Raw genomic sequence first — 21,155 nt, forward strand, 5'->3', positions numbered from 1 at the left:
CGCGGGCCTACGCTGGCGCCGTGACGAGTCTCGGACGCCTGCTGCTGGCCCAGGTCCGCGCCATCGGCTCACGCAACGCATGCCTGCCCGCTCGCGATGTGCCCGGCGGTCCGTGGGCCGTCGTCGGGCAGCGCACCTACCGCACGGGCGCGAGCGGCAGCACGAGCGAGGTCGTCGAGCGCGCCCGGACCGTACGGTCAGTGACGAGCCTGCGCGCCTACCAGGACGCCGGGCGGGCGGACCTGTTCGTGCAGGTCGTCAGGTTCGCCTCGGCCGACGACGCGCGGGTGGCGGTGGACGAGCTGCGCGCACTGCCGCGCTCGGTGCCTCACGCCAAGGGCGTGTCGGACATCGGACCACTACGCACGGCGTCGCCCCCCGAGGTGGCCGGTGCCGACCGGACCGAGGCCGCGGAGCAGGCCTTCGTCCTCGACGGCGAGCACGCCCGCACGCTCACCCTGTGGTGCACGACGGGCCCGTTCGTCGTCGTGGCCGGCCTCGGCGGGCGCGCCGAGGTGGTGCGCTGGTCGCAGCTGTCCGGGATCGTCGAGGCGCAGCTCGCGGCGCTCAGCCGCGACCGAGCAGTCGGCTGAGGAAGCCTCCGCCCGCAGGCTTCTCGGAGGCTTGGTGTCCCGCGCAGCGCTGGTCGGCGGGCACGTGGCGCATCACGTCGTCGACGTGCTGGCCACAGCCGGCCCACGTCGTCCTGCCGCACGTCCGACAGGTCACGGCTCGGCACATGGTCGGTCTCCTCCAGCGGTGGTGAGACACCTCTGAGGATGTCCGGCGACCGTCACGCTAACCGGCGGAGGAGACGCGGCGCCACTCGGGGGAGAGCCGCACGACGTCGCCCACGACGACGACGGCCGGCGCCTCGACCGCCCTAGCAGCCGCCAGCTCGGCGATGGTCGCCACCGTGCCCACCGTCGTGCGTTGCGTGGGCAGGAAGCCGCGCTCGACGATCGCTACGGGGCAGTCGGACGAGCGGCCATGTGCGACAAGCAGGTCCATCGTGCGGCTCAGCCGGGTGACGCCCATGAGCAGGATGACCGTGTGGTCGCCGCCGGTGGGCAGTGCCGGGATGTCGTCGTGCCCGGTGACGACGGTGAAGCCGCGCGCGACGCCCCGGTGGGTCACCGGGATGCCGGCCGCCGCAGGCACCGAGACGGCACTCGTCACGCCCGGCACGACCTCCACGGGTATGCCGTGCGCCTCGCACGCCTCCCGCTCCTCGCCCCCGCGGCCCAGGACGTAGGGGTCGCCGCCCTTGAGACGCACGACGCCGAGGCCGCGCTCGGCCTCCTCGACGAGGAGGTCGTTGATCCGCGACTGGGGCACAGGGTGGTGGCCGGGCGTCTTGCCGACGTCGATGACGCGGACCGACGCGGGCAGACGGTCGACGACGCCGCGCGGCGCGAGCCGGTCGACGACGACGACGTCGGCCGAGGCAAGCAGCTCGTGGCCTCGCGTCGTCAGCAGGCCGTCGATGCCTGGGCCGCCACCGACGAGTGCCACCCAGCCACGGCGACCGTGGGTCCGGGTGCGCCGCAGGTCGAGCGCGCCCGAGGCGAGGGCGCGCTCCACCCCGTCGCGGACGGTCACGGCGAGGCCCGGATCGCCGGCGGCATACGCGGAGACGGTGACGCGGCCGTCCGGGGTGGTCACGTCGGCACGTGCGGCCACGCTCGCGCTCGTGCCCGCCGCGTCGGTCGCGTCGACGCACCAGACGCGCAAGGTCTCGGCGTCGGCCGCGACCTCGCGGTCGACGGACGGCTCACCGGTCGCCGTGTGCGCGAACCAGGCGCCGTCGAGGTCCGCCGGGCCGGCGTAGTCGCGCTCGAGCCACTCGACGCGTTCGTCCGCCACGAGGTCGCGCAGGTCCTCACAGACCCACGGCGCGACGACACGCACGACGGCGCCCTCGTCGAGGAAGGCCCGCACTCGGCGCGCCGAGACGGGGCCACCCCCGACGGCCACGACGAGGCGGCCGGTCAGGTCGAGGACGACCGGCAGGGCCGGCTTCAGATGTCCCATTCCTCGTCACCCTCGGGCCGGGTCGGCGCCGGCGCCGAGCTCGGCAGGGTCGCGCCGACCATGCCCGCGGCGACGGTGCGACCGTCGTGGGCGTCGATGAGCAGGAACGAGCCGCCCCGGCGCGAGACGGAGTAGTTCTCGACCGGCACCGGGCCGGCGAGGCGCAGCGTGACGAGACCGATGTCGTTCAGGGACAGGGCCTCCGACGGCACGGTGTGCAGGTCGTCGAGGTCGAGCGCCCCGTCGAGCGAGCGGACCGCGGTCTGGACCGTGCGCGACCCGTGCTTGAGGAGCAGGCGCTGCCCGGGCCGCAGTGGAGCGTCCCCGAGCCAGCACACGACGGCCTTGATGTCCTGGGTGGGCTCGGGGGCGTCGGACGCCGACGCGATGACGTCGCCCCGGGAGATGTCGATCTCGTCGGCGAGGCGCAGCGTCACCGACTGCGGCGCGAACGCCTCATCGAGCGTGCGCTCGCCGAGGTCGATGCCGACGACGGTGGTGCGGCGGCCGGACGGCAGGGCCACGACCTCGTCACCGACGCGCACGACACCCGAGGCGACCTGGCCGGCATACCCCCGGTAGTCGCGGTACGCATCGTCGCGCGCCGCGCCCTGCGGGCGGATGACGAGCTGCACCGGCAGGCGGAAGGACTCGTTGGCCGGGTCGTCCGACGGCGGCAGCGCCTCGAGCAGCTCGAGCAGGCTCGGGCCGGTGTACCAGGGCGTGCGCTCGGACCGCTCGGCGATGTTGTCGCCGTCGAGCGCGCTGACCGGGATCGCGATGGCGTCCTCGAGGCCGAGATCGCGGGCGACGGCCTGCACCTCCGCGTTGACGCGCTCGTAGACCTCCTGCGAGAAGTCGACGAGGTCGATCTTGTTCACCGCGACGACGACATGCGGCACCCGCAGCAGCGCGGTGACGGCGAGGTGACGGCGGGTCTGCTCGAGCACGCCCTTGCGGGCGTCGACGAGGAGCACGACGACGTCGGCCGTGGACGACCCGGTGACCGTGTTGCGGGTGTACTGCACGTGGCCGGGGCAGTCGGCGAGGACGAAGGAGCGGTTGGCCGTCGCGAAGTAGCGGTAGGCGACGTCGATCGTGATGCCCTGCTCGCGCTCGGCGCGCAGGCCGTCGGTGAGCAGCGCCAGGTCGGCGGCGGTCAGGCCGCGGTCGCGGCTGACCCGCTCGACGGCGGCGAGCTGGTCGGACAGGACCGACTTCGTGTCGTGGAGCAGCCGACCGACGAGGGTCGACTTGCCGTCGTCGACCGAGCCGGCGGTCGCGAGCCGGAGCAGCGTGCCGCGGGCCGCACCGGCGACGGCGGCGGGGTCGAGGGCGGGAGCGGTGGTCTGCGTGGGGCCGGCCATCAGAAGTAGCCCTCCTTCTTGCGGTCCTCCATGGCGGCCTCGGAGATCCGGTCGTCGGCGCGGGTGGCGCCGCGCTCGGTCAGGGTCGAGGCGGCCACCTCGAGGACGATGTCGGCGTTCGTGCGGGCCGGTGACTCGACGGCCCCGGTGCACGACATGTCACCGACCGTGCGGTAGCGCACGAGGCGCGTCTCGACGGGCTCGTCGTCGCGCGGCTGGCTGTACGGGCCGACCGCGAGCCACATGCCGTCGCGGTGGAACACCTCGCGCTCGTGGGCGTAGTAGAGCGGCGCCAGAGGGATGTCCTCGCGCTCGATGTAGCGCCAGATGTCGACCTCGGTCCAGTTGCTGATCGGGAAGACGCGCACGTGCTCGCCCGGCCGGTGCCGCGGGTTGAAGAGGTTCCACAGCTCGGGGCGCTGGTTCTTCGGGTCCCACTGGCCGAACTCGTCACGCAGGGAGACGATGCGCTCCTTGGCGCGGGCCTTCTCCTCGTCGCGCCGGCCGCCACCGAAGACCCCGTCGAAACGGTTGTCGTTGATGGCGTCGAGCAGGGGCAGCGTCTGCAGCGGGTTGCGCGTGCCGTCGGCGCGCTCACGTAGCCGCCCGTCGTCGATGTAGTCCTGCACGCTCGCGACGACGAGCCGCAGGCCCAGGCGCTCGACGGTCTCGTCGCGGTACGCGAGGACCTCGGGGAAGTTGTGGCCCGTGTCGACATGGAGCACCGGGAACGGGATCGGCGCCGGCCAGAAGGCCTTGGTCGCGAGGTGCAGCATGACGACGGAGTCCTTGCCGCCGCTGAAGAGCAGGGCCGGGCGCTCGAGCTCGCCCGCCATCTCACGGATGACGAGGATCGCCTCCGCCTCGAGAGCGTCGAGGTGGGTGAGGCGGCGGTCGTCGGCGGATGTCGTCGCCGTTGCGGCAGTCGTCGCGGCCGTGGGCGCGGTGAGGTCGTTCGTGGTGGCCGTCATGTGTGGAGTCCGCACTCGGTCTTGGAGAAGCCGGCCCAGCGGCCGGCACGGGGGTCCTCGCCGGGCTCGACCCGGCGGGTGCACGGCTCGCAGCCGATCGACGGGTAGCCGTCGGAGAGAAGCGAGTTGACCTCGACCTGGTGCTCAGCGGCATACGCCAGGAGCTCGTCGAAGGTCCACGCCGCGAGCGGGTTGATCTTGACGAGGCCGTTCTTGTCGTCCCACGACACGAGCGGCGTGCTCGTCCGGGTCGGCGCCTCCTCCCGTCGGACACCGGTCACCCACGCCTCGTACAGCGACAGCGTGCGCGCGAGCGGCTCGACCTTGCGCATCAGGCAGCACAGGGCCGGGTCGCGCTCGTAGAGGCGGGCGCCGTACTTCTCGTCCTGCTCGGCCACCGTCAGCTCGGGCGTCACGTTGACGAGCGTGATCGGGAGGTCCTCGGCGACGATGTCGCGCGTCACGATCGTGTCGGAGAAGTGGTAGCCGGTGTCGAGGAAGAGCACGTCGACGCCGGGCGCGAACCGCGAGACCACATGCGGCAGAACGGCATCCGCCATCGAGCAGGCCACCGCGAGGGTGCCGTCGAAGTGGAACGCGGCCCACGCGGCCACCTCGTCGGCACTCGGCTCGTTGTCGGGGTCGGCGCCCAGGGTCGCGTTGAAGTCGTCGACGAGGGCCTTGAGCTCCTCGGGGGTGCGGCGCTTGCGCGGCACCTTGGGCGTCGCGAGGTCCACGGTCGTCATACGAGCGCTCCTTCGTCGGCTCGGGCGGTCCACTGGGAGAAGGTCTCGCCGCCCTCGCGCTCGTCGAGGAAGCGACGCACGACACGCTCGACGTAGTCGGGCAGGTCGTCGGCGGTGACCTTGAGGCCGCGGACGGTGCGGCCGAGACCGGCCTCGTCGCGGTCGACGGACGCGAGCCCGCCGCCGAGGTGCACCTGGAAGCCCGGCACCTGCTCGCCCTCGATCGTGACGAGCTGGCCCTTGAGGCCGATGTCGGCGACCTGGATGCGGGCGCACGAGTTCGGGCAGCCGTTGACGTTGAGGCTGATCGGGGTGTCGAGCTGCGGCGCGACGTCGGCCAGGCGCTGCTCGAGGGCCGCGATCGTCGTGGCCGCCGTCGCCTTGGTCTCGACGATGGCGAGCTTGCAGTACTCGATGCCCGTGCAGGCCATCGTGTGCCGCCGGAAGGGGCTCGGCGTCGTCGTCAGGCCGAGCTTCTCGAGTCGGCTCACGACGCCGCGCACGCGACGCCCGGGCACGTCGAGCAGCACGAGCTTCTGGTGCGGCGTCAGGCGGAGTCGGTCGGAGCCGACCGACTCCATGATGTCGGCGAGGCCGGCGAGCACGTCACCGCTGATGCGGCCGACCGTCGGGGCGGCGCCGAGGTAGCGCAGCCCGTCCTTCTGCAGGTGGACGCCGACGTGGTCGCCCGGACCGGTCGCGGGCGCCGGGGCCGGGCCGTCGGGCAGGGCGCGCTCGAGGTACTCGTCCTGGAGCACCTGGCGGAACTTCTCCGGGCCCCACTCGGCGAGGAGGAACTTGAGGCGGGCCTTGTTGCGCAGCCGCCGGTAGCCGTAGTCGCGGAAGATCCGGATGACGCCGTGCCAGACCTCGGCCGCCTCCTCGGGCCGCACGAAGACGCCGACCCGCTCGGCGAGGCGCGGGCTCGTCGACAGGCCGCCGCCGACCCACAGGTCGTAGCCGGCGCCGAGCTCGGGGTGCACGACCCCGACGAGCGAGATGTCGTTGATCTCGTGCACGACGTCGAGGCTCGGATGGCCCGTGATGGCGGACTTGAACTTGCGCGGGAGGTTCGCGAGCTCGGGGTCGCCGATGTAGCGGTCGAGGATCTCGTCCATGACCGGCGTCGGGTCGATGATCTCGTCCTTGGCGATGCCTGCGAGCGGGCTGCCGAGGATGACGCGGGGGGTGTCGCCGCACGCCTCGGTCGTCTGCAGGCCGACGGCCTCGAGGCGTCGCCAGATCTCGGGCACGTCCTCGACGCGGATCCAGTGGTACTGGATGTTCTGCCGGTCGCTGATGTCGGCGGTGCCGCGCGCGAACTCCTGGCTGATCTCGGCGAGGGTGCGCAGCTGGGCGAGGCTGAGGGCGCCGCCGTCGAGGCGGACGCGGAGCATGAAGTACTCGTCGGACAGCTCGGTGTCGTCTAGCTGGGCCGTGCGGCCGCCGTCGATGCCGGGCTTGCGCTGCGTGTAGAGCCCCCACCAGCGGAACCGGCCACTGAGGTCCTGCGGCGGGATGGAGGCGAAGCCCTCCTTGGAGTAGATCTGCTCGATCCGCTCCCGGACGTTGAGGCCGCCGTCCTCCTGCTTCCAGGTCTCGTTGGCGTTGAGGGGCTCGGTGCCGTCGACCTTCCACTGCCCGTTGGAGCGGCCGGCGCGCGGCGGGCGGGTGGCCGGGCGGGCGGGCCCGGTCGCAATGTCGGTGACGGTCATGTAATCGAATGTATAACCAGCCATTATCTGCGCCCAAGCGGGTCCAGATTTCGGCCCTTTCCCACCGCCTCGGTGGGAATGCTCGCCTCAGCGCCTCCGGCAGACCACGCCCCGCACCCGCCGACCGCGGGTCCCCACGAGCCTCCCACGAACGCCCCACCCCCGTTGCGCGCGCTCGTGATGTGAGCGCGCGATCCGTGCATCGGCGCGTGAAATTTCGCGCGCCTCGCCCCTGTTTCGCGCGCTCAGGCCTGAAGCGCGCGAAACATCCCGGGTCTGGGGGGCGTCGCGTCGAGGGCCCGTCAGGGGCCGGCCTGCTCTCCTGACGTGACCGCCTCGACCAGCCCGAGGACCGTGCGCACGTAGCGGTCGGAGTGGTTGTACGAGCGCACCGCGGCGCGCAGGTCGTCGGGCCGGGTCAGGTCCCGCCCGCCGGCGCACAGGTAGCGGGCCGCGGCGAGCGTCGCGTCCTCGACGTTCTGCGGGTCGGCGACGCCGTCCCCGTTCGCGTCGGCGCCCCACAGCCGCCACGTCCCCGGGATGAACTGCATCGGACCCACGGCGCGGTCCCAGACGGGGTCGCCGTCGAAGCGTCCGCCGTCGGTGTCGTGGATCGCCGCGAAGGACCCTCCCGAAAGTGCCGGCCCGCGCACGGGCGGGACGACGTCATGCCGGGCGTCCAGCGAGCGCCCGCGCAACGAGGACGACTCCACCTCACCGATGGCCGCCAGGAGCATCGCGGGTATGCGGCAGCCCTTCGCCTCGCTGGCTGCCGCGGACTCGTAGGCCGCCCAGAGGATCTGCTCCTTCGTGCGCGCCGCGCGGCCGCCGCTCGACCCCGGGCGGGGGGCGACGGCGATCGGCGTGCGCAGGTCGGCCGGTGGCGTCCAGTCGTGGGGACGGGTGCTCGAGCCTCCGCCGGGTTCGAGCTGCGCGGCGTCTTCGGTCACCGGGACGCCCACGACGTACGCGGCGGCGACCCTGATCCCGTCGAAGAGGGGGCTTACGAGCTCGCCCGCCAGCGCACCGAACCCGGGACCGGAGGTCACCGCCGGGAGGGACGTCGCCGGGGCGCCAGGGTCGCGCCTGGGCGGGAATGTCAACTGGGGCGACGGTGTCGGCGTGGGCACGGAGCCGTCGTCCCCGGCGTGCGCCGGAAGAGCCGTCGTGACCGTCACGAGTGCGGCCACGACCGCCGCGGTCATGACCGCGATGGCCCCTCGCTCCGTGCGACGCATGGTTCCTTGCCTCCTGCGACCAATGGAACCCCAAAACGCGGTCGACCGTGGCCGATCGTGGGGCCCGTGTCCGCGGACCCGGGCCCCACGGCTGGCTGGGGATCCGGGCCGTCAGCGGGCCTTGACGGCGAGGACGTCGCAGGGCGCGTCGAGGAGCACCTGCTGGGAGGTGCTTCCCGTCACGAGCTTGCCGACCGGCGAGCGACGCCGGACGCCGATGACGACGAGGTCGGCACCGAGCTCCTCGACCGTCGCGAGGATCTCGTCGGCCGCCGAGCGGCCGCTCGTCGGCTGACGCACCTCGTGCGCGACGTCGGCGTTGGCGAGCTGCAGGTCGATCGTGTCGATGTCCTCCGCCGTCGCGAAGGACGGGTCGGCGTAGTTGCCGTCGCGTCCGGTGTTCACGACGGTGAGGTGGGCCCCACGGTCCTTGGCGATCTCGATGGCGGCGTCGAGGGCCGCGACCCCCTCCTTGGTCGGGATGTACCCGACGACGATCTTGCGGAACATGCCTCTCCTGACTGGGGGTGCTGGCGGTGATTGGATCCGGGGTGCGCGAGGGTCTGCCCGAGGGGAGCAGGGCCGCCGCGGTCGGCGGCCCTGTCGTCGGGGTGGGCTCAGCTCTCGAGCTTCATCGCGCCGGTCATGATCGCGACGCCGTCGGTCATCGAGTGCGACGACGGGGTGATGACGCCGGCGAGACCGCCCAGACGCTGGATGTGGATGCGGTCTGCGACGTCCCAGACGTGCGGCATGTTGTGCGAGATGAGGATGATGCCGAGCCCTCGGTCCCGCAGCTGGCGAATCATCTCGAGCACCTGGTTGCCCTCCTTGACGCCCAGGGCGGCGGTGGGCTCGTCGAGGATGACGACCTTGCCGCCGAAGGCCGCCGCGCGACTGACGGCGACCGCCTGGCGCTGGCCTCCGGAGAGGGTCTCGACCGCCTGGCCCATGTTCTGGATCGTCTGGATGCCGAGGTCCTGCACGGCCTTTCCGGCGCGCTCCTTCATGCCCTTCTTGTCGAGCATCCGGAGCACGGAGCCGAGCGGCCCCGGGCGGCGCTCCTCGCGGGCGAGGTAGAGGTTGCTCGCGATGTCGAGCGCCGGGATGACCGCCAGCTGCTGGTAGACCGTCTCGATGCCGGCGTCGCGCGAGTCCTGAGGCCGCTTGAAGTGCACGACCTCGCCGTCGAGCCGCATCTCACCGGAGTCGGGGACGAGGGCGCCGGTGAGGCACTTGATGAGGGTCGACTTGCCGGCGCCGTTGTCGCCGATGACCGCGAGCACCTCGCCCGGGTAGAGGTCGAGGTCGACGCCGTCGAGACCGACGACGCGGCCGAACGTCTTGACGAGACCGCGGGCCGACAGGACCGGGTGCGTCTTGTCGGCGCTCGGTTGGGCGGTCGAGAAGATGCCGCCGTGGTGCGGAGTCGTCTCGTCGGTGGTCGAGTCGGTGCTGGAGACGGTCGTGGAGTCGGTGGTGGAGACGGAGTCGGCGCTCATGCCTTGACCTTCCTGATCCATTGGTCGACGGAGACGGCGATGATGACGAGGACGCCGGTCGCGAGGACGCGGAACTGCTGGTCGACGCCGCCCAACGAGAGACCGAACTGCAGCGACTGGACGATGAGCGCACCGATGAGCGTGCCGACCAGCCGGCCCCGGCCGCCGAAGAGGCTCGTGCCGCCGATGACGACTGCCGTGATGCTGTTGAGGTTGGCGTCGACGATGGCGTTCGGCGTGGCCGCGCCGGAGCGGCCGATGAGGACCCATGCGGCGATGCCGTAGATGAGCCCGGCCACGGTGTAGACCGTGAGGAGGACCCGCTGGGTCGCCACGCCGGAAAGGCGAGCGGCCTCGCGGTCGTCTCCGACCGCGTACACGTGCCGGCCCCAGGCCGTCTGCGAAAGGGCGAATCCGACCGCGAGGTACATCACGCCGACGGCCACGACACCCCACGTGAGGCGGAAGCCACCGCGCGGGCCGAAGCCCTCGCCGAGCGAGTTGAGCAGGCCGGGGAGGTGGTCGGCCTGGATGCTCGAGCCGCCGGAGTAGAGCAGCGCGATCGCGGTGAAGATGCTCAGGGTCCCCAGCGTCACGATGAACGGTGGCAGGTTGAGCCTCGTCACGAGCACGCCGTTGAGGTACCCGGCGGCGACCGCGAGGAGCAATCCGATGAGCAGAGCCAGGAACCCGTTCATTCCGCCGTCCTGCGCCAGGCTCGCCATCACCATCATCGACAGGACGGTGATCGCGCCGACGGACAGGTCGATGCCGGCCGTGAGGATGATGAGGGTCTGGCCGATTGCGAGCGCCGCGACGACAGCCGTCTGCTGCAGCATCAGCCCCATCGACGAGGGCGACGCGAACCGGGGGTTGAGCGTCGTGAAGGCGATGAACGCGATGACGAGAATGAAGAGCGGGCTCAGCCACGGGTATCCGTGCAGCACGTGCTGGATCCGCTGGAGCGGGCTCTGCTGCCGCCGAGCGAACTCGGCGGCAGCAGTGGACTGGGTGGCGGTCATGACTCAGTTGCCCCAGCAGATCTTGGCGCCCTCGTCGGACGTGATGCTGTCGAGCCCGTCGACCTTCTTGTCCGTCACGAGCGCGACACCGGTGTTGTAGAAGTCGAGGCCGGGCGAGACCTTCGGCTTCTCACCACCGGTTGCGATCTTGGCGATGGCCTCCATCCCCAAGGTCGCCATCTTCAGCGGGTACTGCTGTGCCGTCGCACCGATGACACCGTCCTTGACGGACTTGACACCAGCGCAGCCACCGTCGACCGAGACGATGAGCGCCGTCTTGCCCTGCGCCTGCAGGGCGCCGTTGGCGCCGACGGCCGTCGGCTCGTTGATCGTGTAGACGAGGTTGATGTCGGGGTTCTTGCTGAGGCACTTCTCCATGGCCGTGCGGCCGCCGTCCTCGCCGCCGTTGCCCGCTTCGTTGCAGACGATCGTGTAGTCGCCGCCCTTGCCTCCGGTGTACTTGCCGGTCTTGGCCTCGTCGCCGTTCTTCTTGCCGTCCTTGACGTCGATGCCCATGCCCTCGAGGAAGCCCTGGTCGCGGTTGTAGTCGACCGAGACGATCTTGTCGTTGAACAGGTCGAGGAGCGCGATGACGGCCGGCTTGCCGTCGAGCTGCGCGGCAGCCCACTTCCCGTCGAGCTTGCCCGCCTCGCGGTTGTCGGTGGCGAACGTGATGTCCACGGTGTCGGCCGGGTCGGGCGGGGTGTCGAGGGCGATGACGTAGAGGCCCGCATCACGGGCCTTCTTCATCGCCGCATTGACACCGGTGCTCATCGGCGTGATGAGGATTCCCTTGTCACCACGGGCGATCGCGTCCTCGATGGCCGTGATCTGCCCGGCGTCGTCGCCCTCCTGCTTGCCGGAGGCGACGGTGAGGCTGACGTTGTTCTTGTCGGCGTCCGCCTTGGCGCCCTTCTGCATCGCCACGAAGAACGGGTTGCTCGAGTCCTTCGTGATCAGCGCGACACCGATCTTCTCGCCGCCGGCGCCGCCGGTGCTGCCCGAACCGCCGCCGTCGCCACTGCCGCATGCCGCGGCACCGAGGAGGAGCGTCCCGGCGGCGACGGCCACGAGGGCGCGGCGGCCGACCGCCGAACGTCGGGAGGAGGTGGGGCTCTGCTGCATGACATGACCTCTCTGTCTGACGTCGCCTTGTGACAACGTTGTCAGGTCCGGTTATAGGCGCCCCCTTGCCTTGGCGTCAAGTGATGGGCTACAAATCGCAACGTGGATGAGACAACGATGTCATCTGATCCGGAGGCGGTCCCGCCGACCGGCGGCGCCGCCCCGCCGACCGTGGCGCGAGCGACGATGAAGGACGTCGCGGCGCTCTCGGGGGTGAGCATCAAGACCGTCTCACGCGTGGTCAACGACGAGCCCGGGGTCTCGCAGCAGGTGCGCGAGCGCGTCAACCGCGCCGCGGCCCGCCTCGACTACAGCCACAACGTCCACGCGAGCAACCTGCGGCGTACCAGCGCGCGCACCGGGATGATCGCGGCGCTGTTCCAGGACATCAGCAACAGCTTCTCGGCGAGCCTCCTGCGCTCACTCGAGGACGTGGCGCGTGGGCACTCGACGGCGGTGCTCGCGGCCAGCCTGGACGAGGAGCCCGACCGCGAGCGGGCCCTCGTGAAGGCCTTCGTCGCCCGGCGGGTCGACGGGCTGGTGCTCATGCCGGCGACGTCGCGTCAGGAGTACCTCGCGGCCGAGCTGCGCGCCGGGCTGCCGACCGTCTTCGTCGACCGGGTCCCGCACGGCGTCGACGCCGACTCCGTCACGGTCGACAACGTCCTGGGGTCGCGGCACGCCGTCGAGCACCTGCTCGCACACGGACACCGGCGCATCGTCGTGCTGAGCGACCTCGCGGCGATCCAGACGGCCGGGGACCGCCTGCGGGGCTATCGCGACGCGATGGGCGCGGCGGGCATCCCGGCCGCCGACCGGCTGGAAGTGAGCGACCTGCGCACTCCCGAGGATGCCGAGCGGGCGGTCCGCGCGCTCTACCACCGCTCGGGTCCCGCGCCCACCGCCGTGTTCGCCGGCCGAAACGACCTGGCCGTCGGTGCGGTCCGGGCCCTTCGCTCGCTCGGGCTCGCGCACCGGGTGGCTGCCGTGGGCTTCGATGACTTCCCGCTCGCCGACCTGCTCGACCCCGCCCTCACGGTCGTTCGCCAGAACGTCGCGCAGATCGGCGCCGAGGTCGGCCGGCTGCTCTTCGCGCGCATCGCCGGCGACACGGCGCCCCCGCGCCGCGTCATCATCGAACCGACCCTCGTCCTGCGCGGGTCGGGCGAGATCTCACCCTCCTGAGCGAGCTCATGGCGGTGGTATGCCGTCTCCTCCCAAGCCTTTCCGCCTGTGCCTTGACACTGGATAGCGGAACTATCCATTATTGGACAGTCAAACTATCCAATGGCAAGGAGCTTCCATGGACGCCGTCACCCTGTCCGACGCCTCACGCACGCTCGCCGGGATCCTGCTGCTCGCACTCGTCACGGTCGAGAGCGGCGGCCTCTACCTCGTGAGGGTCGTGACCGGGCGCGCCGGCGTGACGCCCTTCCAGGAGAAGTTCGCCCGCGCCGGCCACGCCCACGCGGGCGTGCTGCTCCTGCTCGCTCTCATCTGCCAGCTCCTCGTCGACCACAGCGGCCTGACCGGCGCGTGGGAGTGGCTGGCCCGCTCAGGGGTCGCGGCGTCGGCGCTGCTCATGCCGGGAGGCTTCTTCTTCTCCTCGATGGGCGCCGGCCGCGACCGCCCGAACCGGCTCATCGCCCTCGTGTTCGCAGGCGGCGCCCTGCTCGCGATCTCCCTGACGACGCTCGGCATCGGCCTCGTCACCGCCTGACGAGGACCCGCTCCACACGGTCGGCACCGGCGGCAGCACCTCCCGCGGCCGCATACCCCGAGGCGATGCGACGGGCACCGTCGGCGCGCGTCGCGGCCTCCCGGACGGCGTCGCGCAGCGTCTCGGCCGTCAGCCGCCGCGGGGCGACCTTGGTGCCCGCACCGGCGTGGACGACCCGCGCCGCGACCTCGAGCTGGTCGCGACCGAAGGGAACCACGCACACGGGTATGCCGCGCGCCAGGGCCTTCTGGGTCGCGCCCATGCCGCCGTGGGTCACGGCGACCACGGCCCGGTCGAGGACGTGGCCGTGCGGGACGAACTCGACGACGCGGACGTTGACGGGCAGGTGGTCAGGGACGTCGACGCCGGCCGGCATCGTCGCGACGACCGTCCAGGGCTCGCCCGCGAGGCCCTCGATCGCGGCCCTGACGAGGGCCTCGTCGGCCTGGTACTCCGACGACGTCGTGACGAGCGCGAGAGGCCCGTCGATCTCCTCGAGCCAGTCCGGCGCCTCACCCGGCGGTTCCCACGGGAGCGCGCCGATCATCGTCACGTCGTCGCCCCAGTCGTCGTGCGGGTACTCGAACGGCTCGGCGGTGGTGACGAGCAGGGCGTCGGCGCGCCGGAAGAAGGCGTCGGCACTGTCGATCGCGGCCAGGCCACGAGGGGCGCGGAGCGCGTTGATCCGCGGCACCAGCGCCTTCTCCGCCGCGCCCATGACGAGCGGCCGCAGGAGGGCGTCGCGCAGCCTGCCGACGGGGCCGGCCATCGGCAGCAGTCCCGGACCGAACGGCGGCGTGCCGCGCGACCGGAGCGGCGGCGTGTACGGGCTGAAGAAGACCCACGGTCCTCCCCACGCCTCCGCCGTCAGGGAGGCACCCCACGCGTTGATGTCGACGACGACGACGTCGGGGCGCACCTGTGCGATGGCGCGCTCGAGGTCGGGCCCGTCGAGGGCGGCCCGCTCGCAGAAGGTGCGCACCGTCAGCTCGAGGGCCTGCTTGGGCCCCTTCGCCTCCCAGTCCGGGTGGACGATCGCGCCGATGGCCGGGTCGATCGGCTCGGCGGACAGACCGAGGGAGCGCACGACGTCGACGTGCGAGCCGAGGGTGCGCACGTGGACGTCGTGGCCGCGGTCACGCAGCTCGAGCAGCAGCGGGGTCATGGGGAAGAGGTGACCGAGTGCTGGCGACGTGTAGGCGAGAACGGTGGACATGGGCCCCTCCCGGGCACGGGCGTGACGCGCGCGGCGTCAGCGCTCGGTGGTGAACGGCTCGAGCAGCTCGAGCAGGGCGGTGGTGACCTGGCGCCTGCTGAGGCCGGCGTCGCGGCGCAGCAGCTTCCAGGTGTAGACGTCGCACACGGCGACGAACTGGGCGAGGCGGCGGTCGTGCTCGACCCCCGTCAGCCCCGACAGGTGGGGCGCGAAGACGTGCGCGCACCACTCACGGTGCAGGGCCCGCGCCCGCGCGGTGATCGCCCCGATCGTGGGCGACGCCTCCTCCTCGGCGAGCAGGCGCAGCGCCACGTCGCCGGTCGTCTCATAGTGCTCGACGACGTTGTCGACGATGCCCGACAGATCCCCGATCGGCGCCTTCATGCGCTGGGCGCGCACGGCATCCGTGCCCCGCGTCGCAGCAGCCGCGACGAGTCCCTCCTTGTCGCCGAAGCGGCGGATCACCGTCTGGACCGTTACTCCGGCACGTGCAGCGACGGACGCGAGCGTGAGCTGGACGTACGGCACCTCGAGGAAGAGCGCGGCCGTCGCGTCGAGGATGCGCTCGCCCGTCTGCGCCGTGGACCGCGCGCGCTCGCGCATGACGTAGGCACGGCCCTCACCCCCCTCGCTTTTCATATTAGCGAGGTTAACTCCAATATGTGGCTGCTGTCTAGCGCAACGTCGAGTAGAACTCGGGGAGCCGTCGGCCGTATGCCGTGAGCAGCTCGCGCGCGACCGTGACCGAGTCGACGAGCGGGTGGAGCGCAAACGCCTGCACCGCAAGGGATCCGGAGTGCTCGACGGCCGCGCGGATGATGAGCTCGTCGACCGCCTTGACCTGCTGCACGAGCCCCAGGGCGTGGCCCGGCAGCGGACCCACCTCGACCGGTACCGGGCCCGACGCGTCGACCCGGCACGGCACCTCGACGACGGCATCGTCCGGGAGGCAGGCCACGGTGCCGCGGTTGCGGACGTTGAGGATCAGGCGTGCGGGCTCGTCGCGGGCGATGGCGGCCATCAGGGCGAGGGCGACCCCCTCGTAACCGCCGCCCTCCACGTCCGCCTCGGACCGCTCGTGCGACTCGCCGTCGTCGGCCTCACGCGTCTCCTGCATGTAGGTCGCGTTGCGCTCGCGGCGCACGGCGTCCCATCGGTCCCACGCCTCACCGGGGTGTGCGGCGACGGCGGGGTAGAAGTCGGCCTGCTGGGCGACGAGGTACTCGCCGCGGGTCTGTGGCGCACCGGCGATCTGGGCGATCGCGTCACGCGTGAAGTAGTAGTAGTAGAGGTACTCGTTGGGCAGTGCACCGAGCGACCGGAGCCAGTCCGTGCCGAAGAGGTTGCCCTCCTCGATGCCAGCGAGCGCGGCCTCGTCGGTGAGCAGGTCGGGCAGCAGGTCGCGGCCGTCCAGCCGCAGGCCCGTGAGCCAGCCGAGGTGGTTGAGGCCCGCGTAGTCGATGTCGAGGTCGCCCAGGTCGTGACCGAGCGCGCCGGCCGCGCGCTTGGCGAGACCCAGCGGGGAGTCGCAGATGCCGACGACCCGGTCGCCGAGCACCGACTGCATCGACTGCGTCACCAGACCGGCCGGGTTGGTGAAGTTGATGACCCACGCCTCCGGCGCGAGGCGCTGGACCCGACGGGCGACGTCGAGTGCGACCGGAACCGTGCGCAAGCCGTAACCGACGCCACCGGGGCCGGTCGTCTCCTGTCCGAGCAGCCCCAGGTCGAGGGCCAGGCGCTCGTCGACCGTGCGTCCCTCTAGACCACCGACCCGCATCGCCGAGAAGACGAAGTCGGCGCCGGTGAGTGCCGTGTCGACGTCGGTCGTCGCCGAGACCGTCGGCGGCACGACGCCGACCTCGGTCCCGGACGCGTGCCTGCCCGCCTGCTCGGCGAGCACCCGGCGCATCACGTCGAGCCGGGACGGGTCGGTGTCGTGCAGGACCACCTCCGTGACGCGGCGCTCGGCCGTGTCGTGCAGCAGCGCACCGTGGACGAGCGGCACGCGGAACCCACCGCCGCCGAGGATGACGAGCTTCATGGCAGCACCACCCTCGGACCGTACCAAGGCGGGACGAAGCGCTCACCCGACGCGCGGCCGGGACCCGCCGGACGGCATAGGTCGTCGTGCTGCTCGCCGCCAGCACCCGAAAACCCGCGAGTCACGGGCGGGGGTGCGCGATCATGGGGACGTGCCGCACCACACGTTCGACCCTCTGGCGTCGCGTCGCACCGACGACGACCCGCAGCTCGACGTGTTCGTGTGGGGCACCGTCTTCCTCGACATGATCTTCGCCGGGCTGCCGAGCGCCCCCAAGCCGGGCACGGAGGTCTGGGCCGAGGGCCTGGCCTCGTGCCCCGGAGGGATCGCCAACCTCGCCGTCGCGACCCGCCGGCTCGGCCTGCGCACGGGCCTGGCCGCGGCCTTCAGCGACGACGACTACGGCGACTTCTGCTGGCGCACGCTGGAGCAGCAGGAGGGCATCGACCTCGCCCGTAGCCGCCGGTTCGCCGACTGGCACAGCCCCGTCACGGTGTCGATGTCCGTCGACCGCGACCGCAGCATGGTCTCGCACGGCCACCCGTCGCCCGTGTCGGCGAGCGAGCTCATCGGCACGCCGCCGAGGTCGCGAGCGGTCATGGTCGACCTCGGCGAGGACGAGGCGTTCGGCGGCACGGGCCCGACCTGGGTCGACCAGGCCCGCGAGCGCGGCGCGCTCGTCTTCGCCGACGTCGGCTGGGACCCGAACGAGCAGTGGTCGCCGCACGTCCTCGAGCGGCTCGAGCGGTGTGACGTCTTCATGCCGAACGCCGTCGAGGCGATGGCCTACACCGGCACGAGGTCCCCGGTCGAGGCCGTCTACGCGCTCGCCGACCGCGTGCCCGTCGCCATCGTCACCGACGGCGCCGACGGCGCGCTCGGCATCGATGCCCGCACGGGCGAGGAGGCTCGCGTGCCGTCGCTGCGCGTGCACGAGGTCGACCCGACCGGGGCGGGCGACGTCTTCGGTGCGGCCCTGCTCGTCGGGACGCTGGCCGAGTGGCCGCTCGAGCAGCGGATGACGTTCGCCAGCCTCTGCGCCGGGCTCGCGATGCAGCAGTACGGCGGCTCCCTCGCGGCCCCCGGGTGGGGCGACCTGGCCGACTGGTGGACCGCGCTCGTCGCGGACACGAGCGGCGACGCGTACCACCGCTCGCTCCGGCGGCGGTTCGGCTTCCTCGACGACATCGTGCCCCGGGTGCCGGTCCTGGCGTGCCGCCGCGCCACGGCGACGATCGCGCGCCGCGCCGACGTCGAGCCCTTCTGAGGGGCTCCCGGGCCACGGCGTGGTCTCAGTCGCCGGCGATGCCGGTGCGCTCGACGCCCTCGACGATCCAGCGCTGGAGGAAGAGGAACATCAGCAGCAGCGGCAGGATCGCGACGAGCGCCGCCATGAAGAGCTGGCTCACCTGCACCGACTGAGCGGTGAGGAACGTCGACAGGGCTATCTGGACCGTCCACGACTCCTGGTCGCGGCCGATGACGAGCGGCCAGAGGAACGCGTTCCACGAGCCGATGAAGGTGATCGTGCCGATGGCCGCGACGAAGCCGAGCGAGTTCGGCACGACGATCTTCCAGAACGTGCCCCAGTAGCCGAGGCCGTCGATGAACGCCGCCTCCTCGATCTCCCTGGGGAAGCCGAGGAAGAACTGCCGGAACAGGAACGTCGCGAGCGCCTGGAAGAGGCCCGGGATGATGAGGCCGCGCAGCGTCGAGATCCAGCCGAGCGTCGAGACGAGGACGAAGCTCGGCACGAACGTGACGGCCGCCGGGATGAGCAGGGTCGCGGTGATCGAGTAGAAGACGGTGTTGGACCAGCGGTACGGGATGCGGGCGAGGCCGTAGCCGGCGAGACCCGAGACGACGAGGACACCGACCGTCTGGGTGACGGCGATGAGGCCGGAGTTGAGCAGCGAGCGCGCCATCGGGATCGCCGGGTTGTCGAAGAGGCCGGTCAGGTTCGAGGTCTCCCAGACGGGAGGCAGCCAGTTGAAGTCGGGCGAACCGAGGTCCTGCTCACGCATGAGCGCACTGCGGACGAGGAGGTAGAAGGGGATGAGGAAGAGCAGCGCACCGAGCACGAGCGCGCTGTAGCGGGCCCACCCCGCCGCGCGGGACTGCCTGCGGCTGCGCACGATCGCCATCAGTCGCCCCTGTCGCCGAGCCGGAGGATGCGCCCCTGCACCACCGCGACGACCGCGATGATGAGCGTGAGGATGACGGCGCCCGCCGAGCCGTGGCCGAAGTCCTGACCGGAGCCGAGCGCCGTGTAGTAGAGGTAGACGAGCGGCGGTCGCGCGTAGGGCGGGTACGTGCCGAACGTCGACAGGATGTTGTAGAACTCGTCGAACGCCTGGAACGCGTTGATGAGCAGCAGGAGCAGCACCGCCGTCGACGTCGCCCGCAGCTGCGGCAGGGTGATGTGGCGGAAGACCTTCCAGCCCTCGGCGCCATCGATGGCCGCCGCCTCGTAGAGCGTCGGGCTGATGCGCTGGATGCCGGCGAGGAAGAGGATCATGTAGAAGCCGACCTGCAGCCAGAGGCGAGCCGTGACGATGACCAGCCAGTACCAGGGCGGGTCGGCGAGGCTCAGCCACGGGATGCTCTCGATGCCGAACCAGCCGAGCACCGCGTTGGCCAGACCTGACCGGATGCCGCTGAAGATAGACATCTTCCAGATGAGCGCGGCGACGACGTAGGAGCACGCGGTCGGCAGGAAGAACACCGACCGGAAGAACGACTGCATGACGCGGGTGCGCGCCACGAGCAGCGCCGCCGAGAGGGAGAGCACGAACGTGGTCGGCACGATGAAGACCGCGAAGGCGAGGAAGGTCAGCAGGCTGCTGCGGAACGCCGGGTCGCGCAGCATGTCGAGGTAGTTGCCGACGCCGACGAACGTCGTCGGCGTCACCGTGTTGTACGAGTCGAAGAACGACAGGTAGACCGACCAGAGGATCGGCAGGTAGACGAAGACGACGAGCCCGAGCACGAAGGGCCCGACGAAGACCCAGAACCACAGGTTGCGGTCCTGACGTCCGCGCAGCCGTCGGCCGAGCGACGGCGTCCGTGCCGTCGCCCGGTCGGGTGCCGCCCGGTGGCCGTATGCCGTCGGGTCGGCCCGCGTCGTCAGGCCAGGACCCGCTTCAGCTCGGGCTCGGCGACGGCCTTGACCTTCGCGATCTCGCCGGCCGGGTCGGCGCCCTCCTTGACGATGCGGTTCATCGCGTCGCCGAAGGCGGTGCTGCACTTGGGCGTCCACAGGATCGGGCTCTGCGCGTGACCGACGTCGGTCGCGAGCTTGGCCGCCTCTGCAGCCTGTCCCTCCTTGAGCGTCGTCGCCTGGCTGATCAGGCTCGTGCGCGACGGGATGTGGAAGCCGTACGCCGTCGCGAAGTCCAGCTGGTCGGCGGTCTGGTCGATCCAGAGGTACTTGACGAACTTCTTCGCCGCGTCGACGTTCTTGCTCCTGGCGCTGACGCACGAGCCGTAGGCGCCGACCGGCACCGACGCCTTGCCGCTGCCGTCGAGCGCGGGCCAGGCCATGACGCCGAAGTCGTCGGCGAGCCCCTTCTTGATGTCGGGGAAGGTCCAGAGGCCGGTGAACTGCATCGCCGTCAGGCCGGCGGTGAGTGCGGAGGGGTCGAACCAGTCCTTCGGCGCGCCGAGCAGCAGGACCTTCGCCTCCCACAGCTCACGGAGCTTGCCCAGGGCGGTCGCCGCGCGCGGGTCGTCGAAGCCGAACTGGTTGTCGTCCGTGAGGTAGTCGAGTCCGGCCGACCACAGCATCGGGCCACCCATGAGTCCCGCGCCGCCGTCGTTGCCGAGGAAGAGGCCCTTGACGTTGCCCTGGGTCAGCTTCTTGGCGGCCTCGAGGAGCTCGTCGACCGTCTGAGGCGGCGTCACGCCGGCCTTGTCGAGCAGTGACCTGCGGTAGACGAGCAGCTGCATGTCGACGACCTGCGGGATGGCGTACGTCTTGCCGTCGTAGGTCATCCGCTTGAGGATGCTGGGGTTGAAGTCGTCCTTGGTGTCGCCGAGCAGGTCGGTGAGGTCGACGACCTGGTCGCCCTTGATCATGTCGATGGTCGGGCCGTTGCCGTACTCGAAGACGTCGGGGCCGGCATCCGTGAGCAGCGAGGCTGCCGTGGACTGGTCGTAGTCGCCGGGCTTCCAGCTCACCTTCACGGTGGCGTCCTTGTAGGCCGCGGCATACCTCTCGACGGCCTGCTGGGTGCCGGCCTCGCCGTACTGGTGGTACCACTGGTTGAGGGTGACTCCTCCGCCACCGCCACCAGTCGCGCCCCCGGTCGCGGTGGGCTCGCGCCCGGTGTTGCTCCCGCAGGCGGCGAGGGCACCCGTGACGGCAGCCGCCCCGCCGAGGGCGAAGAGCGAGCGACGGGTCAGGGTGGGCCCGAGGGCTGGGCCGAGCGGTCGGCCGATCTGCTTGTCAGACAT

At 71.5% G+C, this 21,155-nt stretch carries 20 protein-coding genes; 4 read left to right on the top strand and 16 right to left on the bottom strand.

The features are described 5' to 3' along the window. Positions 1–20: 20 nt before the first annotated feature. Positions 21–593 (top strand): hypothetical protein, encoded by a 573-nt coding sequence (locus tag H9I49_RS02785; RefSeq protein WP_188028790.1) that lies wholly within the window; start codon positions 21–23, stop codon positions 591–593. A gap of 205 nt (positions 594–798) precedes the next feature. Here H9I49_RS02785 and cobA read toward each other — a convergent pair whose 3' ends face one another. The 10 genes from cobA to H9I49_RS02835 all read right to left on the bottom strand — a co-directional run bounded on the left by cobA (position 799) and on the right by H9I49_RS02835 (position 11,720). After that, positions 799–2,034, bottom strand: a complete 1,236-nt coding sequence (cobA, locus tag H9I49_RS02790) for a uroporphyrinogen-III C-methyltransferase (protein ID WP_188028791.1) — start codon at positions 2,032–2,034, stop codon at positions 799–801. After that, positions 2,022–3,401 carry a sulfate adenylyltransferase subunit 1 gene (locus H9I49_RS02795; protein ID WP_188028792.1) on the bottom strand — a complete coding sequence of 460 codons (1,380 nt, stop codon included), beginning with the start codon at positions 3,399–3,401 and terminating at the stop codon, positions 2,022–2,024. The genes cobA and H9I49_RS02795 overlap by 13 nt, the downstream gene beginning before the upstream one ends. Then, the gene (gene cysD / locus H9I49_RS02800) at positions 3,401–4,372 is read right to left on the bottom strand and encodes a sulfate adenylyltransferase subunit CysD (protein WP_188028793.1); all 972 of its coding nucleotides are present in this window, start codon (positions 4,370–4,372) and stop codon (positions 3,401–3,403) included. The genes H9I49_RS02795 and cysD overlap by 1 nt, the downstream gene beginning before the upstream one ends. Next, positions 4,369–5,118, bottom strand: coding sequence for a phosphoadenylyl-sulfate reductase (locus tag H9I49_RS02805; RefSeq protein ID WP_188028794.1), 750 nt, complete (start codon positions 5,116–5,118; stop codon positions 4,369–4,371). Before H9I49_RS02805 ends, cysD begins: the two co-directional genes overlap by 4 nt. Continuing rightward, positions 5,115–6,833, bottom strand: coding sequence for a nitrite/sulfite reductase (locus H9I49_RS02810; protein ID WP_223128237.1), 1,719 nt, complete (start codon positions 6,831–6,833; stop codon positions 5,115–5,117). The genes H9I49_RS02805 and H9I49_RS02810 overlap by 4 nt, the downstream gene beginning before the upstream one ends. Positions 6,834–7,135: 302 nt before the next feature. After that, entirely contained in the window at positions 7,136–8,071 is a 936-nt protein-coding gene (locus H9I49_RS23665) for a lytic transglycosylase domain-containing protein (RefSeq protein ID WP_255523588.1), read from the bottom strand. A gap of 111 nt (positions 8,072–8,182) precedes the next feature. Then, positions 8,183–8,581, bottom strand: coding sequence for a universal stress protein (locus tag H9I49_RS02820; protein ID WP_188028795.1), 399 nt, complete (start codon positions 8,579–8,581; stop codon positions 8,183–8,185). Between the two features lie 107 nt (positions 8,582–8,688). Beyond that, positions 8,689–9,573, bottom strand: coding sequence for an ATP-binding cassette domain-containing protein (locus tag H9I49_RS02825; RefSeq protein WP_188028796.1), 885 nt, complete (start codon positions 9,571–9,573; stop codon positions 8,689–8,691). Further along, positions 9,570–10,595 (bottom strand): ABC transporter permease, encoded by a 1,026-nt coding sequence (locus tag H9I49_RS02830; RefSeq protein ID WP_188028797.1) that lies wholly within the window; start codon positions 10,593–10,595, stop codon positions 9,570–9,572. Before H9I49_RS02830 ends, H9I49_RS02825 begins: the two co-directional genes overlap by 4 nt. Positions 10,596–10,598: 3 nt before the next feature. Beyond that, on the bottom strand, positions 10,599–11,720 hold the full coding sequence (locus tag H9I49_RS02835) for a substrate-binding domain-containing protein (RefSeq protein ID WP_188028798.1): 1,122 nt from the start codon (positions 11,718–11,720) through the stop codon (positions 10,599–10,601). Positions 11,721–11,837: 117 nt separating this feature from the next. Between H9I49_RS02835 and H9I49_RS02840 the strand changes: the two genes are divergently transcribed. Both H9I49_RS02840 and H9I49_RS02845 read left to right on the top strand, forming a co-directional pair. Continuing rightward, the gene (locus tag H9I49_RS02840; RefSeq protein ID WP_188028799.1) at positions 11,838–12,905 is read left to right on the top strand and encodes a LacI family DNA-binding transcriptional regulator; all 1,068 of its coding nucleotides are present in this window, start codon (positions 11,838–11,840) and stop codon (positions 12,903–12,905) included. A 118-nt stretch (positions 12,906–13,023) separates the two neighbouring features. Then, the gene (locus tag H9I49_RS02845) at positions 13,024–13,440 is read left to right on the top strand and encodes a hypothetical protein (RefSeq protein ID WP_188028800.1); all 417 of its coding nucleotides are present in this window, start codon (positions 13,024–13,026) and stop codon (positions 13,438–13,440) included. On the opposite strand, the gene H9I49_RS02850 is transcribed toward H9I49_RS02845, so the two are convergent. The 3 genes from H9I49_RS02850 to H9I49_RS02860 are packed head-to-tail and all read right to left on the bottom strand — an operon-like array spanning position 13,430 to position 16,700. Next, positions 13,430–14,656: a glycosyltransferase gene (locus H9I49_RS02850; RefSeq protein ID WP_188028801.1), complete on the bottom strand. Its 1,227-nt coding sequence runs from the start codon at positions 14,654–14,656 to the stop codon at positions 13,430–13,432. The two genes, H9I49_RS02845 and H9I49_RS02850, sit on opposite strands and share 11 nt — an antisense overlap. 36 nt (positions 14,657–14,692) lie before the next feature. Further along, a complete protein-coding gene (locus H9I49_RS02855) occupies positions 14,693–15,295 on the bottom strand; it encodes a TetR/AcrR family transcriptional regulator (RefSeq protein WP_188028802.1) in 603 nt (200 codons plus the stop codon). A gap of 34 nt (positions 15,296–15,329) precedes the next feature. After that, a complete protein-coding gene (locus H9I49_RS02860) occupies positions 15,330–16,700 on the bottom strand; it encodes a 6-phospho-beta-glucosidase (RefSeq protein ID WP_188028803.1) in 1,371 nt (456 codons plus the stop codon). A gap of 151 nt (positions 16,701–16,851) precedes the next feature. On the opposite strand from H9I49_RS02860, the gene H9I49_RS02865 reads away from it, so the two are divergent. Continuing rightward, entirely contained in the window at positions 16,852–17,967 is a 1,116-nt protein-coding gene (locus H9I49_RS02865) for a carbohydrate kinase family protein (protein WP_370587399.1), read from the top strand. Between the two features lie 25 nt (positions 17,968–17,992). Here H9I49_RS02865 and H9I49_RS02870 read toward each other — a convergent pair whose 3' ends face one another. The 3 genes from H9I49_RS02870 to H9I49_RS02880 all read right to left on the bottom strand — a co-directional run bounded on the left by H9I49_RS02870 (position 17,993) and on the right by H9I49_RS02880 (position 21,155). Continuing rightward, positions 17,993–18,844: a carbohydrate ABC transporter permease gene (locus H9I49_RS02870; protein WP_188028805.1), complete on the bottom strand. Its 852-nt coding sequence runs from the start codon at positions 18,842–18,844 to the stop codon at positions 17,993–17,995. Continuing rightward, complete coding sequence (locus tag H9I49_RS02875) at positions 18,844–19,689, bottom strand: carbohydrate ABC transporter permease (RefSeq protein ID WP_370587400.1); 846 nt, start codon at positions 19,687–19,689, stop codon at positions 18,844–18,846. The genes H9I49_RS02870 and H9I49_RS02875 overlap by 1 nt, the downstream gene beginning before the upstream one ends. Positions 19,690–19,826: 137 nt before the next feature. Then, positions 19,827–21,155, bottom strand: a complete 1,329-nt coding sequence (locus H9I49_RS02880; RefSeq protein ID WP_188028806.1) for an ABC transporter substrate-binding protein — start codon at positions 21,153–21,155, stop codon at positions 19,827–19,829.

It is taken from the genome of Terrabacter sp. MAHUQ-38, assembly GCF_014518425.1.
In the GTDB taxonomy this organism is placed as follows: Bacteria; Actinomycetota; Actinomycetes; order Actinomycetales; family Dermatophilaceae; genus Terrabacter.